The sequence below is a fragment of the Pedobacter paludis genome (genome assembly GCF_003173575.1).
Lineage (GTDB): Bacteria > Bacteroidota > Bacteroidia > Sphingobacteriales > Sphingobacteriaceae > Pedobacter > Pedobacter paludis.
This window is the reverse complement of sequence record NZ_QGNY01000003.1, coordinates 402,804-420,966: the sequence shown is the minus strand read 5'-3', so window position 1 is coordinate 420,966 and position 18,163 is coordinate 402,804. Positions and strand designations below refer to the sequence as shown.

20 protein-coding genes are annotated in these 18,163 nt (G+C 35.5%); 8 read left to right on the top strand and 12 right to left on the bottom strand.

Going from position 1 to position 18,163, the window contains the following annotated elements; translation table 11 throughout:
• Positions 1-53 precede the first annotated feature (53 nt).
• The 5 genes from DF947_RS09990 (at position 54) to DF947_RS09970 (ending at position 5,553) form a co-directional block, all read left to right on the top strand.
• Positions 54-1,361: a type III PLP-dependent enzyme domain-containing protein gene (locus DF947_RS09990; RefSeq protein WP_205940770.1), complete on the top strand. Its 1,308-nt coding sequence runs from the start codon at positions 54-56 to the stop codon at positions 1,359-1,361.
• Between the two features lie 7 nt (positions 1,362-1,368).
• On the top strand, positions 1,369-3,519 hold the full coding sequence (locus tag DF947_RS09985) for an urea transporter (protein ID WP_109929547.1): 2,151 nt from the start codon (positions 1,369-1,371) through the stop codon (positions 3,517-3,519).
• On the top strand, positions 3,498-4,640 hold the full coding sequence (locus DF947_RS09980) for a hypothetical protein (RefSeq protein ID WP_109929546.1): 1,143 nt from the start codon (positions 3,498-3,500) through the stop codon (positions 4,638-4,640). The genes DF947_RS09985 and DF947_RS09980 overlap by 22 nt, the downstream gene beginning before the upstream one ends.
• Complete coding sequence (locus tag DF947_RS09975; RefSeq protein ID WP_109929545.1) at positions 4,628-5,251, top strand: tetratricopeptide repeat protein; 624 nt, start codon at positions 4,628-4,630, stop codon at positions 5,249-5,251. The genes DF947_RS09980 and DF947_RS09975 overlap by 13 nt, the downstream gene beginning before the upstream one ends.
• Positions 5,252-5,361: 110 nt before the next feature.
• On the top strand, positions 5,362-5,553 hold the full coding sequence (locus tag DF947_RS09970; protein ID WP_010599638.1) for a cold-shock protein: 192 nt from the start codon (positions 5,362-5,364) through the stop codon (positions 5,551-5,553).
• Between the two features lie 105 nt (positions 5,554-5,658).
• On the opposite strand, the gene DF947_RS09965 is transcribed toward DF947_RS09970, so the two are convergent.
• The 3 genes from DF947_RS09965 to DF947_RS09955 are packed head-to-tail and all read right to left on the bottom strand — an operon-like array spanning position 5,659 to position 6,994.
• Complete coding sequence (locus DF947_RS09965) at positions 5,659-5,925, bottom strand: hypothetical protein (RefSeq protein WP_146202895.1); 267 nt, start codon at positions 5,923-5,925, stop codon at positions 5,659-5,661.
• A 34-nt stretch (positions 5,926-5,959) separates the two neighbouring features.
• Positions 5,960-6,769 carry a DUF695 domain-containing protein gene (locus DF947_RS09960; RefSeq protein WP_109929543.1) on the bottom strand — a complete coding sequence of 270 codons (810 nt, stop codon included), beginning with the start codon at positions 6,767-6,769 and terminating at the stop codon, positions 5,960-5,962.
• Between the two features lie 3 nt (positions 6,770-6,772).
• A complete protein-coding gene (locus tag DF947_RS09955) occupies positions 6,773-6,994 on the bottom strand; it encodes a hypothetical protein (protein WP_109929542.1) in 222 nt (73 codons plus the stop codon).
• A 382-nt stretch (positions 6,995-7,376) separates the two neighbouring features.
• On the opposite strand from DF947_RS09955, the gene DF947_RS09950 reads away from it, so the two are divergent.
• The 3 genes from DF947_RS09950 (at position 7,377) to DF947_RS09940 (ending at position 10,908) form a co-directional block, all read left to right on the top strand.
• Positions 7,377-8,057, top strand: a complete 681-nt coding sequence (locus DF947_RS09950) for a succinate dehydrogenase cytochrome b subunit (protein ID WP_109929541.1) — start codon at positions 7,377-7,379, stop codon at positions 8,055-8,057.
• Positions 8,058-8,074: 17 nt separating this feature from the next.
• Positions 8,075-10,054 carry a fumarate reductase/succinate dehydrogenase flavoprotein subunit gene (locus tag DF947_RS09945; protein ID WP_109929540.1) on the top strand — a complete coding sequence of 660 codons (1,980 nt, stop codon included), beginning with the start codon at positions 8,075-8,077 and terminating at the stop codon, positions 10,052-10,054.
• A gap of 83 nt (positions 10,055-10,137) precedes the next feature.
• On the top strand, positions 10,138-10,908 hold the full coding sequence (locus tag DF947_RS09940) for a succinate dehydrogenase/fumarate reductase iron-sulfur subunit (RefSeq protein ID WP_109929539.1): 771 nt from the start codon (positions 10,138-10,140) through the stop codon (positions 10,906-10,908).
• A gap of 400 nt (positions 10,909-11,308) precedes the next feature.
• Here DF947_RS09940 and DF947_RS09935 read toward each other — a convergent pair whose 3' ends face one another.
• From DF947_RS09935 to DF947_RS09895, 9 genes are all read right to left on the bottom strand, one after another.
• Positions 11,309-12,007 carry an energy transducer TonB gene (locus DF947_RS09935; protein WP_109929538.1) on the bottom strand — a complete coding sequence of 233 codons (699 nt, stop codon included), beginning with the start codon at positions 12,005-12,007 and terminating at the stop codon, positions 11,309-11,311.
• Positions 12,008-12,126: 119 nt separating this feature from the next.
• The gene (locus tag DF947_RS09930) at positions 12,127-12,522 is read right to left on the bottom strand and encodes an energy transducer TonB (RefSeq protein ID WP_109929537.1); all 396 of its coding nucleotides are present in this window, start codon (positions 12,520-12,522) and stop codon (positions 12,127-12,129) included.
• Between the two features lie 22 nt (positions 12,523-12,544).
• Entirely contained in the window at positions 12,545-13,195 is a 651-nt protein-coding gene (locus tag DF947_RS22410) for a TonB-dependent receptor plug domain-containing protein (protein ID WP_109929536.1), read from the bottom strand.
• Positions 13,196-13,220: 25 nt separating this feature from the next.
• Positions 13,221-15,191 carry a M56 family metallopeptidase gene (locus DF947_RS09920; protein ID WP_109929535.1) on the bottom strand — a complete coding sequence of 657 codons (1,971 nt, stop codon included), beginning with the start codon at positions 15,189-15,191 and terminating at the stop codon, positions 13,221-13,223.
• Entirely contained in the window at positions 15,188-15,565 is a 378-nt protein-coding gene (locus DF947_RS09915) for a BlaI/MecI/CopY family transcriptional regulator (protein WP_109929534.1), read from the bottom strand. Before DF947_RS09915 ends, DF947_RS09920 begins: the two co-directional genes overlap by 4 nt.
• Before the next feature lie 112 nt (positions 15,566-15,677).
• Positions 15,678-16,319: a response regulator transcription factor gene (locus DF947_RS09910; RefSeq protein WP_109929533.1), complete on the bottom strand. Its 642-nt coding sequence runs from the start codon at positions 16,317-16,319 to the stop codon at positions 15,678-15,680.
• 2 nt (positions 16,320-16,321) lie between these two features.
• Positions 16,322-17,113: a sensor histidine kinase gene (locus tag DF947_RS09905; protein ID WP_109929532.1), complete on the bottom strand. Its 792-nt coding sequence runs from the start codon at positions 17,111-17,113 to the stop codon at positions 16,322-16,324.
• Entirely contained in the window at positions 17,080-17,733 is a 654-nt protein-coding gene (locus tag DF947_RS09900; RefSeq protein WP_109929531.1) for a hypothetical protein, read from the bottom strand. Before DF947_RS09900 ends, DF947_RS09905 begins: the two co-directional genes overlap by 34 nt.
• Before the next feature lie 2 nt (positions 17,734-17,735).
• A complete protein-coding gene (locus tag DF947_RS09895; protein ID WP_109929530.1) occupies positions 17,736-18,113 on the bottom strand; it encodes a hypothetical protein in 378 nt (125 codons plus the stop codon).
• Between the last annotated feature and the right edge of the window lie 50 nt (positions 18,114-18,163).

Sequence of the window (18,163 nt, the reverse complement as noted above, 5' to 3'; positions counted from 1 at the left end):
GTCTTGATACTAACTAAATGAAACAAAAATACGAACGGCCAACAATCAAAAAAATGAATACTGGACTTATGAATAAGTTTGGTACGCGTACTGATTTTGATCCTGTTAAAGATATTGACGGTGTTCCAGTTAAAAATTTAATTGCGGAATATGGTTCGCCTGTATTTGTATTGTCTGAAAAACAGGTTAGAAGAAACTACCAATCGGCAGTTCGTTCTTTTAAAACCAGATATCCAAAAGTTCAATTTGCATGGAGTTACAAAACCAATTATCTAAATGCAATCTGCAAAATTTTTCATCAAGAAGGCAGTTGGGCAGAAGTGGTTTCGGGTTTCGAATATCATAAGGCACTTGGTAATGGGGTTCAGGGCAATCAGATTATCTTTAATGGACCAGATAAGAAAGAGGCTGATTTAGTTTTTGCAATCGAAAATCATTCGCTCATTCATATCGATCATTTTGATGAGCTTTATCTGCTCATCCGCATTTGCGAACAGAACAATAAAAAAGCTAAAGTAGCCATTAGAGTAAATTTTGATACTGGTGTTTATCCAATCTGGGATAGATTTGGGTTTAACTACGAAAATGGTCAAGCTTGGACAGCGATAAATAAAATCGCTTCGGCAAAAAATCTAGAATTGATCGGTTTGCATTGCCACATCGGTACATTTATGCTTTCAACATCTGCGTATTCCGTTGCTTCTAAAAAGCTTTGCGATTTAGCTAAGCGTTGTAAGGTTGAACTTCAAAATCCAATTGAATATATAGATTTAGGGGGTGGGTTTCCATCAACCAATACTTTAAAAGGCGCATACTTGCCTGGTATAGATACAGTTCCATCTGTAGAAGATTTTGCTGAAGCGATTACGAGCACCATTCTTGATTTTGGCTTTACTTCAGATGAACTGCCAACTCTGATTTTAGAAAGTGGTCGGGTTTTAATAGATGATGCAGGTTATTTATTGGGGAGCGTAATTGCCAATAAAAGGTTAAGCGATGGTAGACGAGCAACTATAATGGATTTTGGAATCAATATTCTGTTCACTTCTAATTGGTACGATCATAAAATAAGTCCGGCGCAAGAAGGTTCTCAATACACGGAGGAAACCGTGCTTTTTGGCCCGCTCTGTATGAATATAGATGTGGTTAGAGAAAGTATAAATTTACCGCTTTTAGAAACTGGAGACCAAGTTGTGGTACATAAAGTTGGAGCATATAATATGACACAGTGGATGCAGTTTATAAATATGCGGCCAGCAGTTGTTTTGATTGATCAAAATGGGCAAAGTCATCAAATTAGAAAACCAGAAACTCTAGAATATTTAGAGATGATGGAACAAATACCCGAACATTTGAAATAAAATATACTTGAAAAAACAGCTTCAATATTACCTAAATGCTGGCCTAAACAGCTACGCGATTTTGTTTTTTTCGCAGAACAAAATTTTGGGTATTTTATTGTTTGTGGTTTCCATGTTCAACTTAACTGCCGGAGTAAGCGGACTAATTTCTGCTGGCTTTTCTATTGCACTGGTTACCATTTTGGGCTTTGATAAAGAAGATATTAAATTAGGATTATACAGCTTCAATTCCTTGCTTTTAGGCATCGGTTTTGGAACTTTCTACAACTTCAATTATGCATTCTGGTTCTGGCTTTTCGCATCAACATTGCTTTGTATAATGCTAAGCGTTAACCTAAAAGCACTTTTTGCAAAATATGCCCTTCCAACTTTATCTGTTCCGTTTATTATAACCTTTTGGATTGTCCTGATCGCCGTAAATGGCTATGCAGGTATGGGCTTAATGCAAAAAAGCAGCTATGTTATTTTTGAATTGAATACCAGTGGGCCATCTCATTTTACTCAGCTTTGCAGGTTTTTTGATGATTTAAACATGTCGCCTTATTTGGCTTTGTTTTTTAGATCGGTAAGTGCCGTATTATTTCAGAATAGCGTTCTTGCAGGCATAATCATAAGTATCGGTTTTTTCATCCATTCCCGAATCGGCTTCAGCTTATTGGTTATTGGTTTTATTGTCGCTTGTCTTATAAATCATCTTACAGGAACTTATCCAGAAGGAATTAGCAATTACCATTTGGGTGCAAACTTTATGATGGTGAGTTGCGCAATCGGCGGATTTTTTCTGATCCCATCATGGCGCTCTTATTTATGGGCTGTAATCGCCATTCCATTTACATTTTTATTGGTCAATGGCCTTTCCCGGATTCTCGGTTTATACAATTTGCCTGTATTTTCAATGCCATTTTGCTTCGCAACCATTGGGCTTTTGTATTTTTTTATGCTTAGACAGAAACCCGGTAAACTGCAACTTACCCCACTCCAAAATTATTCTCCAGAAACCAATTTGTATCAATTTGTAAATGGAAAGGAAAGATTAAAAGATTTGAGATATTTAAATCTGAGTTTACCTTTTATGGGGGCATGGACGGTTTCACAGGGTTACGAAGGTTTGATTACCCACAAAGGAGAATGGAGCCAGGCATTGGATTTTGTATTGAAAGATCTGGATAATAAAACCTATCAGTTACCGGGTATTAAACCTGAAGACTATTTTTGTTTTAACAAACCAGTTTTAGCAGTTGCAGATGGTACTGTGCAAGAAGTAATCAGTCACCTAGACGATAACGTTATTGGACAGGTTAATCTCCAGGAAAATTGGGGGAATACCATTGTGATTAAACATGCTGATAATTTATACTCGAAAGTTTCTCATTTAAAAAAGCATTCGGCTAAAGTAAAGGCTGGAGATTTTGTAATGCAGGGAGAAATTATAGCAAAATGTGGCAATTCGGGCCGTTCGCCTGAACCGCATCTTCATTTTCAAGCGCAGATTACACCATTTATCGGCTCTAAAACTTTAGCTTATCCCTTTGCATATTTTGTAAATGAACAAAATCAGCTTCAAAATTTTGAGATTCCTAAAGAGGGCGAAACCATTCAATCGCCAGATATTAATGCTTATTTAAAACATGCATTTAATTTTCAGCCAGGTTATCAAGCAAAAATTAAAGGCGAAAACGGACAACAGGAAACTTGGGAAGTTTTTACCGATAGCCTAAACTATAACTATTTTTATTGTCACGAAAATCAGGCAGTTGCTTATTTTATCAGTAACACCCACACGTTTTATTTTACGCGGTTTTATGGAAGCAAGAAATCTCTGCTGTATCATTTTTATCAAAGCGCATATAAAATTAATTTCTCGGCACATCCGGTTAACGATGTTTATGCAACAGATTCTGAAAGCTTTAAGCCAAGTATATGGTTACAGGATTTGATTTCCCCGTTTTTCACTTACATCAAAACAATTTATTCGAATGTTTCCATCTTACAAGGTGATGGGCTAATCGTTAAAGTTGGCGTAAAAGACAAAATATTTGGACGGGATAAAAAAATATTTGATGCCGAAATTAAAATCAGCAACAAAGGAATTAACGATTTAGAATTGCAGTACAAAAACAAAAAAGTTAAAATTAAATGGGAAACAGACTTAAGTTAACGGCCCTTCTTTTAATTGTTTTTGTAACAATTGGCAAGGCTCAAACCGGATTTCAACAAACAGATAGTATTTCCTTATCCTTATATAATTCAGCAGAATGGCAAAAACTAATCATTTTTGGAAAAGATGCTCTTGCCAAGGGCGACGATTTTCCGCTTTTGAGGTTGCGAATTGGTTATGCATCTTTTGTAAGAGGAAATTTTTCTGATGCATTGGTTCAGTACAATAAAATTTTAGAAACTGATCAGTTTAATCAAATAGCACTTTATTACGCTTATTTATGCAATGTTTATCTCAATAGACTAGAAGATGCCGGTTTTTTGGCTAAACGTTTAGAAGATAAAACCGTTGCCGGCAAGAAAGTAAATCGCTTCAGTTTATTATCTGCAGGAGCAGAAACCGGAATAAAGTTTACCAATATTTACGAGCGTGGAAATTCTTCTTATTCGAGAGCGTTTGTTGATATGCGATTGGGTTACGGATTAAGTTTGTCTCAGTCTTTTACCTACTTTAATCAACCCATCCATAATGACAATATTGAGCAACCTGGGTATTATGCCAAAGTAAACTACACGCCATTTCGAAAAATAAATATCATTGGTGCTTATCATTACATGCGCTCAAATCTGCGCCAGCTGGTTTATCAAAATAATGTTGGTTTGCTTGGACTGAGGTACGCAGATGCAGGAAGCGATTTGCAAGGCGATTTTATTTTATCGCAGATTGGCGATGAAAAAACAAGACAGTATAATTTAAAGTTTACAAAATATTTAACAGGGAACTTAAACTTCTATAGCATATCAAGATTAACACTGATGGATGTTTTAAGTAATGAAAATCTGGTTTTTCATCAGTTGATCGGTTTTAAGCCAATTAGAAATCTTTGGTTCGAAGAGGGTGTTACCTTCGGGAATCAATATAATTATGCCGAGGCTGATGGTCAATATATCTATAACGGTTTCGACAAAACTAAGTTCAAGATTGTCTCCAATTGTTATTTTTTGTTAAAACAGCACATACTTTTAGGTTTGAATTATACATTTGAGCGTAAATCAGATAATATTTTTAAATTTAATTATTTACAACACTCAATTAACGGAGGCATTACATGGAATTTTTAAAGCGTATTTTATTATTTTCTGCTATTGGCTTTTCTGTATTTGAGGCAAATGCACAGGCGAATTCTGCCTTGCAAAAAGCTTTTCAAAATAGCTATAACGATGAAGGAAAGAAAAATTACAGCCAGGCCATAAGTGATGTAATGCCTTTTTATGCTGAGAATAATTATGAGCTAAACCTTCGAATAGGCTGGCTGTATTATCTGGCGAAGAACTATACTACATCTCAAAACTATTATTTAAGAGCTGTAAATATTCGACCAAATGCAGTAGAAGCAAAATTTGGATTGGTAAAACCACTTTCTTTAATGAGCAGTTGGGATAAAGTTTTAGAACAGTACAATAACATTTTAAAACTCGATCCGCAAAATACGCAGGCCAATTATTGGGCTGGCGTAATTATTTACAACAGAAAACAATATGCTTCGGCAACAAAATATTTTGCAAAGGTGGTAAGCTTGTATCCCTTTGATTATGATGGAAACCATATGCTGGGCTGGTCTATGCTTTTTTCTGGCAGAAAAGCCGAAGCAAAAGCTTGTTTTGAGCGGGCTTTGCTCATCAAACCTGGAGATACATCAAGCATTGATGGAATAAATCGCAGCATTAAATAGGGCTTAAAACGCAATCAATCAATGTATTTAGGAATAAATTACCCACAAAAAAATAAAAAATTGATTTATAGGGATTTAACTGTACCTTTGGAGAAATTAAATACAATATAATGCAACAAGGAACAGTAAAATTTTTTAATGAAACTAAAGGTTTCGGATTTATCACTCCATCTAATGGCGATGCCGAAATTTTTGTTCATGCTTCAGGCTTAATTGATAACATTCGTGAGAATGATACCGTAAACTACGATGTAGAAGAAGGTAGAAAAGGCCTAAACGCGGTAAATGTTAAAGTAGCTTAAGAAAACTCGAACACATAAATCGTAAAAAGTCCCGATGCAAATCGGGACTTTTTTTGTGGGATGAATTTTAAGAATTTTTGAATCAGGGATGGATTTTTAATCGAATTACTTTCTTGTACAGTTGATTGTGCTTCCGGTATTTAGAGCTCTGAAAGTTGCCTCGGCTGAATTTACATCTGCTGTACTGCCACAGTTTTCCATCGAACTTGTAGTTAAATTACCCGCATTGCCGGAGCTCTGAGTAACACTTGCACTACATTGAATGCAAATATTGTCATCTTTTTTGCCACAAGAAGTAACAAATACAAAGGCCAAAAGCACAGCTGATACGCCCATTGCAATCGTTCGAAATTTTACTTTTTTTAAATCCATGATTCTTTTTAGGTTTGGTTTATAATTATTATGACTATTTTTCAATCGGGCATCCCCAGCCATCGTAATAGCCATGAAAATTCCGGGCTTCTTCGGCAAGCTTGATTGTGGTTTCGTTTATGGTGTCATAATCCACCGGCTCTATTTTGGTTAAATGAAGAGAATAAGAGTATTCGAATTGAGAACCCTCCCCTTCATTTTCTATTGTAAAACCTAACCCCTCAATTTGTTTAATAAAAGCTACCCGATCAGACAATGCTTTGAAATAAAGATAATGATCCACTTTTCTTGGTAGATCGTGATTGTCGCCAGATTTTCGCAAACTTTCCAAAACCTTTCGGTTGAGCATAGTCTGGTACTGATTAGGTAAGGGGTATAGGAAATTTAAATAAGCTGTCCAATTGGTATCTTCTTTAATTCCAAAATCGTATTGGTAATTAGGATAAGCAACCATAACTTCAGAAATGGTTTTATCAAATAATAAGCTATCGCTGAAATAAAAATATAAATCTCGATGTCCATTGGAAGTTAAGCGACCGGGATAAACGCAATCAAATTTTTTAGTTAGTGCATTAACCAAATTGTCTTCTATTTCATAGAGTTTATCACTTTCTTCTGCAGAAGATAAGCCATCTTCTCTTGGATTATTCATCTGAATGGAAATCCAGATTAAACTAGCCTTATCTTTTATAGGGGCAATTGATTTGAAGCCAAGATCGATCAGAATTGAACCTAATTTATGATCTACATTGGTAAAGTAGGTGTCCCAATCTTCTTTGTGTGTAGGCAGTTTCTGAATTTCGCTTTTTGACGATGAGCCGAATAAATTTTTAAATAATCCCATATTTTAAAAAGGTGTTGGTTGCTGATTGTTGCTTGCTTGTTTTTGTTGCTCATTTCGTTTAAGTACATAACCCAATAAACCAAAAATGGTTAATACTAATGGAACTAGCCAACGTGTAAAGCCTGTGTTAACCTGGCCGGGAGAAAAATGTAAAATATCATTAGCGATAACAACTGCGGCTAGAATTAAAAATAGAAATGGGTAACGGAAGAATAATCTTTTCATTTTTTTATTAGAATTCAACAAATAAGCTAAGGGTGCTTTAACTCGCTTTGGGATAAAAAATGAATAGGGATTTGCCAACCCATGGTTTGCATGAGCTAAAATAAAAATTTTATGATGAAAATGAAATGTTTTTGAGATTTCAGTCCATCACTATCTCGCATTGAAAATATAATGAATTATATAGCAATGGAATTTTGTAGATACACTAAGTATAAAAGTGGCCAAATAAAACCAATAATAATTCATATTCTTTCGATTTTTTGCGATATAGCTTTAGAATGTTTCTAAATAAATACTTTATCGCTGTTTTGTCATAATGCTTTATAAATTAAAGCTATAATTAAATACTTTTGCAAGAAATTTAGATATTAATCCTAATCAAATGAGTGGTTTCGGAAATGCTTTTTCTTCTTCTATTGGGAAGAAATTCATAATGGGTATTACAGGTTTGTTCCTGATACTTTTTTTAATTGTACACTGTGGCATTAACGCGTTAATCTTTTTGGATGACGATGGCTTAAAGTTTAACATTGGTGCACACTTTATGGCAACAAACTGGATCATCAGAGCTGGTGAATACGTGTTGTTTATTAGTTTATTGGTTCATATTTTCCAGGCTTTGCGTTTAACGTTGCAAAACCAAAAAGCTAGACCAGTTAAATATGCTGTAAACGATGGTCAGGCAAATAGTAAATGGTATAGCCGTTCAATGGGTTTGCTAGGTACTTTATTGCTTATTTTCCTGGTAGTTCACTTAAAAGATTTTTGGGTTGTTTCTCGTTTTACAGGCATTCCAACTATTGATGCCAATGGCAACGAAAATCTTTATGGCGTAATGAAAGAGAAATTTCAGGATCCGGTAAGAGTTGCGGTTTACATATTGGCGATGGTTTCTTTATGCTACCATTTATTGCATGGTTTTGCATCTGCATTTCAAACAATGGGTTGGAATCACTCAAAATATAACGGTATAATTAAAAACGTTGGCGTTTGGTATTCAATTATCATTTCATTGCTTTTTGCGGCAATGCCAATTGCAGTTTATGCAGGTTTAATTAAATAATTTTAAGCACGAAAGATATGTCAGAAATTAATTCAAATATACCGGAAGGCGAATTGACCCAAAAATGGACAAAATTTAAGTCATCTGTGGCTTTGGTTAATCCATCGAATAAAAGAAGTATAGAAGTAATTATTGTAGGTTCTGGTTTAGCAGGTGCTTCGGCAGCAGCTACCTTAGCCGAAATGGGTTATAAAGTTAAATGTTTTTGTTTTCAGGATTCTCCGCGTAGAGCACACTCTATCGCTGCTCAAGGAGGTATCAATGCGGCAAAAAATTATCAAAATGATGGTGATAGCACTTATCGTTTATTCTACGATACCATTAAAGGTGGCGATTACCGTGCCCGCGAGGCCAATGTGCATCGCTTGGCAGAAGTTAGTGCCAACATTATAGATCAATGTGTGGCTCAGGGTGTTCCCTTAGCCCGCGAATACGGTGGCTTGTTAGATAACCGATCTTTCGGTGGTACACAGGTTCAACGTACGTTTTATGCTGCAGGTCAAACCGGACAGCAATTATTATTAGGTGCATATTCTGCTTTAGAACGTCAAATTGGTATGGGTAAAGTAGAAATGTACACGCGCCACGAAATGCTTGAGGTTGTTAAGATTGATGGTAAAGCTCGTGGTATTATTGCCCGTAATTTAATTACCGGAGAAATTGAACGTCACTTCGGCCATGCTGTTGTGCTTGGAACAGGTGGCTACGGAAACGTATTCTATCTGTCTACAAACGCAATGGGCAGTAACGTTACGGCAGCTTGGAAAGCACACAAACAAGGTGCTTATTTTGCAAATCCTTGTTACACCCAAATTCACCCAACCTGTATTCCAGTTTCTGGTGATCATCAATCTAAATTAACCTTGATGTCTGAATCGTTACGTAACGATGGACGTATCTGGGTACCTAAAAAGAAAGATGATACACGTAAAGCGTCTGAAATTCCAGAAGATGAAAGAGATTATTATTTAGAGCGTCGTTATCCTGCTTTCGGTAACCTGGTTCCTCGTGATGTGGCTTCGAGAGCAGCCAAAGAACGTTGCGATGCAGGTTATGGTGTTGGTGCTTCTAAATTGGCTGTTTACTTGGATTTTAAAGCAAACACCGAACGTTATGGTAAAATTGAAGCTTCTAAAGCTGGTAACCATAATCCTGATAAGGAAACTTGTATGCGTTTAGGCACAGAAGTTATCAAGGAAAAATATGGTAACCTGTTCGATATGTATGCGCAGATTACTGGCGAAAATCCATACGAAACACCAATGCGTATTTATCCAGCAGTTCACTACACAATGGGTGGATTATGGGTTGATTATAACTTAATGACCAGTGTTGAAGGTTTATATTGTACGGGTGAAGCTAACTTCTCAGATCATGGTGCCAACCGTTTAGGTGCATCTGCTTTGATGCAGGGTTTAGCCGATGGCTATTTCGTTCTCCCTTATACTATCGGTGCTTATTTATCAAAAGAAATTTCGGTAAAGGCAATTTCAACAGATCATCCAGCATTTGTTGAGGCTGAAGCTAAGGCAAAAGGTATTTTAGATACTTTGATCAATATCAAAGGAACTAAATCAGTGGATCATTTCCATAAACGTTTAGGTCACATTATGTGGGAAAAATGTGGAATGGCTCGTAACGCACAAGGCTTAAACGAAGCTATTCAGGAAATTAGAGCCTTACGTGCCGATTTCTGGAGTAATGTCCGTGTACCTGGAACGGCTGATGAATTAAACACCGAATTGGAAAAAGCAGGTCGCGTGGCCGATTTTATCGAGCTTGGCGAATTAATGTGTATTGATGCATTAAACCGTAACGAAAGCTGTGGTGGTCATTTCCGTGAAGAATATCAAACTGAAGAAGGTGAGGCATTGCGTGATGATGTAAACTACGCATATGTTGCCGCCTGGGAATTTAAAGAAGGTGTAAACTTCGAGCTTCATAAAGAAGAATTGAAGTTTGAAAATATTAAAGTAGCACAAAGAAGTTATAAATAGATGGAAAGATGTGAGATGTGAGATGTGGGATGTAAATTCTCAATTCTCATATCTAATGTCTCAATTCTCAAATCTGAGATACAATGAGTACAGGAAATATGAACTTAACGCTTAAAGTATGGCGTCAAAAAAATAACAAAACCAAAGGTGCTTTGGTAGATTATAAATTGGCCGATATTTCGCCGGACATGTCTTTCTTAGAGATGTTCGATGTGTTAAACGAGCAATTAATTAACAAAGGCGAAGAACCAGTTGTATTTGATCACGATTGTCGCGAAGGAATTTGCGGAATGTGTTCAATGTTTATCAATGGTAGACCTCACGGACCAAAAGATCTTGTTACAACGTGCCAATTGCACATGCGTTCTTTTAAAGATGGCGATACTATTGTTGTAGAGCCATGGAGGGCAGCTGCGTTTCCGGTTGTTAAAGATTTAACGGTAGATCGCTCTGCGTTTGATAGAGTTATCGCTGCGGGTGGTTTCATTTCTGTAAATACAGGAAATGCGCAAGATGCAAACAACTTACCTATTCCAAAAATGCAAGCAGATGCGGCTTTCGAAGCAGCTGCCTGTATTGGTTGTGGTGCATGTGTTGCAACCTGTAAAAATGCATCTGCAATGTTATTCGTTTCAGCTAAAATCTCTCAGTTGGCATTATTGCCTCAAGGTCAGCCAGAACGTTACCGCCGTGTTCAAAGCATGGTAGCGCAAATGGATGCTGAAGGTTTTGGTAACTGTACCAATACCGGTGCTTGCGAGGCAGAATGTCCTAAAGGAATTTCTTTAGAAAACATCGCTCGTATGAATCGTGATTTTGCATCAGCAAAATTCATTTCAGAAGAAACGGTTTAAAAGTATACTGTGCATCCAGCTTAAACGCTGGGTCTTAAGCCTTCACCTAGTGAGGGCTTTTTTTATGGCGGGTAAAAAATATTATCTGGAAACAATTAATGGATCTTAATACTAATCTTTAACCAAGAATTTACCATTTGAAAACATATGAAAGTGGTTTATTTGCAATCGAAAGATCGAATAACAGATCAGGTACAAAATAAAAGTTTGCGAAACCGATGATAATCCTATGTTAGCATAATGAAATTATCGCTATTAGAAATTTTATTCTGTAAAATTTGTATATACATTAAAGATTTTATAAATTTAGACTTCCGAGACAGGAGAGAAATCATAAAACCCCGACTATTTTAGCTGGGGTTTTGTGGTTTTTAATAGATTATATTATTGTCAACATTTATTAATTAAGATTAAAATTAACGTTGATGTTGTACTTTACCCTTACAGGTACACCAAATTGAATACCTGGACTCCATTTTGGTGATCCCGATACTACTCTAATGGCTTCGGCATCTATATCTGAGCTTACACCCCTTATCAATTTTATATTTGATAATTCACCATTTTTTTCAACAATGAAAGAGAGAAATACCCGCCCAAAAATTTTGTTTTTTTGAGCTTCTTTTGGGTACTTAATATTCTCGCCCAAGTATTGATAAAAAGCTTTAATCCCTCCAGGAAATTGTGGTTGCTTCTCGATACTCACAAAATCGAAAGTTCCGCTGGCGATGGAATCTTTTGAAGGTTTTTTCAAAGTTGGATTTATTGCCATTTTCGGAGTCCCAGCAAAATTGATTTTTGAGAGTTTCTCTCTAAGCGCAACATTTTCGGGTTTGTTCTTATTGGCCTTTGTAATTACAATTAAAAGCATTTGCTCATCGTTTACACCAAAAATTGCCTTATGTTCGGTATCCTTTATAACTGTTGCATAGTCTATATCATCCTCCTTAAAGTGCTTTAATGTATCCGTGTCTATAGGCAGAAGCTTCCCATCTAAAATGATGTGCGCATTAATTTTGCCAAGGGGTTTCGATTCTTGTGCGTGTACAGCAAAACCGAAGAATAGGATGGAAAGGAGCGTTAAATAGAGATTTTTCATTTTATAGTTTAAGCTTCAAATATAGGTACAAACCTTTAATCTGAAGATAATATAGTCCAAAATAAAACCCCAGTAATTATTACTGAGGCTTAATGAATGGCTTTATAATTTTCAGTTAATTATCCAAGACTAAAATTAACCGCGATATTATATTTAACCCTTACAAGCTGTTTGTTTAGCTTTGCTGGGTTCCATTTTGGAGAAGATTTTAGAACCCTTATAGCTTCCTGATTTAAGGACTGGCTTAATCCCCTAATAACCTGTAAATCTGTTAGGGAACCATCCTTGTTAACGATGAAAGACAAGAATACTTTACCTTGTTCATTGTTCTTTTTAGCACTTTCTGGATACTTAATATTTTTGCTTAAGTAGCTGTAAAATGCCATTATTCCTCCGGGAAATTGTGGTTGTTGCTGTACAGATACAAAATCATAAACTTTATCTTTATGTTGCGCCTTTGCAAAATTAAAGAACATGGCAATGCCCAATAGGGCTAAAATCATTAGCTTTCTCATTGTTTTTTTATTAAATGTTTAATTAATTTTTCTTTGGAGCGGTTTTCGCTTTTTTGGTTCTGATAATTACAACACCACCATTTGCCTTATCACCATATTGGGACTTTGAAGAAGCATCTTTTAGTACCTCGATCGATTCTATATCTTCTGGCTTAACTGTCTTAAAATCAATGTCTGAAGCTTCTTTTCCATCAATTATATATAGAGGTTTTAGTTGAGAATTCGAGAGTGAATCTCCAAAAATCAATAACCTCTGAGCATCTATTTTAGCTGATGCAGTTGGATTCTGTTTTCTTAAACTAATACCAACTTCTTTTCCATCTATCTTATCGTTTGGAACCCTTGGGGGCATAGGGGCTTCTACTGCGCCTTTTCCCTCTTTGGTTTTTATGATCACAACGCCGGCCACACCCTCAATGCCATAAAGTGCCGTAGCAGAACTGTCTTTTAAAACAGTTACAGATTCTATTAAATTTGGGTCTAAGCCATTTATAGAAGATATACCTCGAACAAACTGTTTATTGCCATCAATTACAATAAGCGGCTCTCTAACAGATAATGGATTCGAATCTCGAAGTGTAATTTTTACGGTTTTGGTGCTGTCAGCTTTTTGGGCTAAAACGTTCAGTGCTAGGCCTAAAAATATAATGGATACTAAAAGTAATTTTCTCATGGAATGATTCTTTTAATGCTAAATTTTATCTAATACCTTGATCATAAGCTTTTTCTATTATTAATTCTTTGCCTTCTAATTTTTTAAACAGATTGTTTTTAGCCTGTTTTGTAGTAACTAGAATTACTCCATTTTTAGCTTTAAAACCATAGGAATTAGTAGCCAATTGATCTTTAAGTACAGAAATCGACTCTATATCATTTGGATTAATAGTATTTAATAGCATGTTATTCGAAAGTTTAACGCCATCAACCACAATGAGTGGTGCTGTTGCACTATTAAGGGGTACACCATCGAATTTTATAGGGATTTTTACACCAGCGGTTTTCTCTGTTGCTGTGGGTTTATCATTAGCCAAAGTAAAGTTTACATTAATGTTGTATTTAACCCGCACTGCTTGCCCGTTTTGGATTCCAGGATACCATTTTGGACTTTCCGTTAGCACTCTTATTGCTTCTTCATCCGTTCCGCTTCCCAACCCACGAGTTATTTTAATATCCGTTAGGTCGCCATTTTTTTCTACATTAAAGCTTAAAAAAACTTTTCCCTGCACATTATTTTCAATTGCCAGTTCGGGATATTTGATTGCTTTACCTAAATATTCGTAAAACTTCTTTATACCGCCTGGGAACTCAGGTTGTTTTTCTATTGAGACAAAATCGTAAACTTTATCGTCATCTTTTTCAATTTTGGGTACCGGATCATTGTAAGCAGTAACCATTACGTTGCTTAAATCTTGATATCCGATTATCGATTCGATATTGTTGTTTTTAAATTTGCTTTCTGTGTCAGCAATAGCAAACGAAACTTTAAGGGCGTATTTTCCGTTGGGTATAGTTTTATAGCCTTTGTAGGATAAAATGGCTTTCATCACCTCCTCGTCGCAGCCTTCGCCTAAATCTACACTTGAACTGAGGTTATTTATCCGCCCGTTTTTTAAAGTGAATTTGATTTGCGTATTGCCCTGAAGATTACTTTCCTTAGCCTCGGTAGGGTAGTTTATATTTTTAGAGAGAAAATTGTAAAATCCTTTCCAATTGGCATCAGTTTCGCCTTTTACAATTGTTTTAGATGCTGGCAAAACGACTGGATCTGTTTGCGAAACAATATTCTGAACAAGTTCTATTGGTTTTTCCATTGGAATCTGATCGGTAATGGAAATTAATTTTTCATTTTTTCTAATCGTTGCTGATGAGAATACAATCAGAATGGCGAATAGAGGAATAAAAATTCCATACTTTACCACAGCAGTTTTTTTGGAACGCTCTTTATGCAACATGAAAATTCTTTTCTTGATCAAAGACTTATCAAAAAAACCATTGGTTAAGCTATTTGGTGAGATTCCAAAAGACTTACTTAAAATTAATAGTGCATATTCTGCTTTATCGCCCTGAAAATCTGCAGCCATTTCATCAGCTAAAAATTCATGAATGTTTTTAATTGCTTTTTTGTAGAGATAGATTACTGGATTTAGCCAGGTTAAAATACCCAAAATCTCAAAAAACAGAATATCCAAAGTATGCCACTGCTTAATATGAGCTTCCTCATGGATGTCGATCACATCCATTTGAGGAAGTTCTTTATCAATTATTTTTTTGCTAAAGAATGAAAAGGCTGAACCAGACTTAGCATTCTTAATTAATTTTTTTACGGCAAATAGGTTAAACACTAACCTTCCCAGAAAAAACAATATACCTGCACAGTAGATTGATACCAAAACACTTCCCCAGCTAAAGCGAGAGTTGTTTTCGGTAATTATCGTTGCTTGCGCTAATACGGCATCCCAATTAACCGATGCATAAACTTGTTGGGCTGCCTTTTGTTCTGTTAGCCATTCTAAACGAATAAAAGGAATGCATAACGATAATACGCCGGCAGCAACAAGGTAGATACGGTTTAAGGTAAAGTATGTTTCTTTATCTAAGAGCAACTTATAAAAACCATAAAAAACTATTAAGTATAAGTTTACCTGTAATAGGTAGTGGGCAAAACTCATCTTGGTCTGTGTTTAATTTTGTTAATCATTTTTAAGATTTCATCTACATCGCTTAAATCAAGCTTTTCTTCTTTCACAAAAAATGAAAACATGCTTTCTACAGAGTTTTCAAAATAATTGCCTAAAAGCTTTTCTGTGGCGTGGCGCTTGTATTCTTCTCTACTGATTAACGGATAGTACTGATGGGCTTTACCGAATGCCTCATGGCCAATAAAACCTTTTGTTTCTAGAATCCTGATAATGGTTGAAACTGTGTTGTAAGCTGGTTTTGGGATGGGTAATTCATCAATTACATCTTTAACAAATGCTTTTTCCAATTGCCACAACACCTGCATAATCTGCTCTTCGGCTTTGGTTAAATCTTTAATTTCCATAATAACTTTAATAATAAGGATAAGGGCAAAATTATTGCCTAAATTAAAGTTAAAACTAATTAATTAGTTATGCAATTTTTTTCTGATTTATTTTATGCAGAAATTGAAATAATTAAATGGTAATCAGATTGTTCTTAATTCCGTAAACCACAAGACCGGTTCTAGATTTTATATTAAGCTTTGCAAAAAGGGATTCGCGATAGTTATCGACTGTTCTTGGACTTACATTCATCAAATCTGCAATTTCTTTGTATGTTAAATCGCTGCTGCAAAATTGGAGAAAAGATAGTTCTCTTGCCGTAAATAATGGTTTGGTGTCTCCATCTTTAAGTGCAACAAGCAACCTTCCCGAAACCATTTCATTTACAAAAAAACCTTTGGCAACTATTGTTTTTATTGCGGTAAGCAAATCTGAAGGGGTAGATTCTTTAAGCATGTAACCTACGGCGCCTGCTTTGAGCATTCCGATAATTGCTTTTTCATCTTCGAACATGCTTAATGCCAGCACATGAACGCTTGGGTGATTGTCTTTAACCCATTTTGTAGCCATGTAACCATCCATTAAGGGCATGTTTATATCCATTAAGATAATTTTTACTTCAGCATTTTTAGTGATTTTGCTTTGTAAATCAACACCATTGGTGGCTTCGAAAATAACTTCAATTTCGTCAAATTCTTCTAAAAGACTGGCTAATCCAGAACGAAAAAGCGTATGGTCATCAACAATTGCAATAGGTATGGTTGGCATCTGCATAATTATGGGTAGGGGATTTCGATTAATATTGTTGTGCCGATTTGAGGTGACGAATTTAAGTCTAATTTCCCGTTAATCATGTCGATTCTTTTATGAATGGAATTTAAGCCCATACCTGTTTTTTTTGCCTTAGTTTCAACGTAATCAAAGCCAATTCCATTTTCTTTAACTTTCAGAAATAGCTTTTCATCACTAAAATAAGTATCTATTTGAATAACTGTGGCTTGGGCATGTTTAATTATATTGTTTATAATTTCCTGAAGTAATCTAAGAATAATCAAATCTTTATCCGGTGAAGATACCTGAACATCAAAAAGATCATTAGAAACTTTAAGTTCGTATGCGCCAGTTTTACTCAGCCAGCTTATTTCCTGATCAATGGCATGGCCAATTCCATGTTCTACAATTTGTTCGCCATGGAGTAATTTAGCCAGCTCTCTAAGTTCTTTTATGGATTTACTTAAAAGCGAAAGTGAGTTTTCTATTTTTTTTCCAGCCTTTTCTTGGTCTGTTAAGTTGATGGAATTAAGGGTGAGCGATGTTAAGCTGAGTAACTGGCCAACATTATCGTGTAATTCTGTAGCAATACTCTGCATGGTTTGATCCTGCACTTCGACCAGGGTTTTTAAAATCTCCGAATCAAATTTCTGTTGCATGTTTTGTTTTTCGATAACATGATTTTTCTTATGCTGATTGTATAGCCTAATGTAGATGATTAAAAATACAGGCATTAAAAGAAAAATGAGTGTTGCTAAAACAATTAAAGATGTAACCTGCGTTGTCGAGCTCTGCATATAAAGGAATATGACCAAAAACTATATAAAAGTAGATTAAGTAGGATGTAAATATACCATCTTAAATAATGACTTGTGCTTACTTTAACAAACAATACCTCGTTAAATAAGTTAATAATTGTGCCACCAAAATAGTAGAAAAGTACACCAACTACCCACCAGAATTGAGGGTGAAACTTTAGCCTGATAAAATTGTCGTCTTTTAAAAGGAGCAGAAAATAATATAAACCATAAACAACAAATATTATGGCAGATACATTTATGGTTATGTTGTGCAGCTCTGCTATGCCATGGCTGTACAGGTCGAAGCAATAGGATATAAACATTAACCCCGAACCGACTATAATAATCGGTTTGGGGTTTGTGTACTCCTTCAAAAATTTGTAGAGACCGTAGCTAACAAAGCTGTCTTCAACCAAAATATAAAGATTGTATAGCCATACATTATATTGATGGAATATCTTACTCATTATAGATGCTACTGTTTCGGTTGTAAAAGTAATTGCCATGTATATAATGGCAATTTTCCAAAACAAACTTTTGTCTTTAGCTAAGCAAAAAATCGCTATAATTAAGCAGATTAGCTCTACGGTATTTGAAGGCGTTATTATTTTAATCATTTTTATAAAGCAGTACCATCACATGCCTGTGGACAAATTTCGCCTTTATTTTCAGGGTCTGTGCCTAAATCATCATCATGAATTGGATCTCCATAGCCTTTGGCTTTTGTAGTTGGAACAAAAATTACTGTATTTCTTCCGATGTAATAATCTGGCAAGCCTGCAGCAGCTTCTTTGGTATACTGCCCAAAGTAAACCCTTAAACCATCTGAATTTCTTTCTTTGAGCGAATTGTAAATGCGTTCTATTTGTTCTAATGGAAACCAAACTGCTTTGGTATAAGCCTCAGCCGGGCATTCTTTGCTGTATTGAGTGTATGCATCAACCATTTGTCTGGCTACTTCTACTGGAATAGTTCCAGTGTTTTTGTCATCGTTCATAATTTGTTTGGGATAATTTTTATAAAACTCGTTAATAATTAAAGTATTGG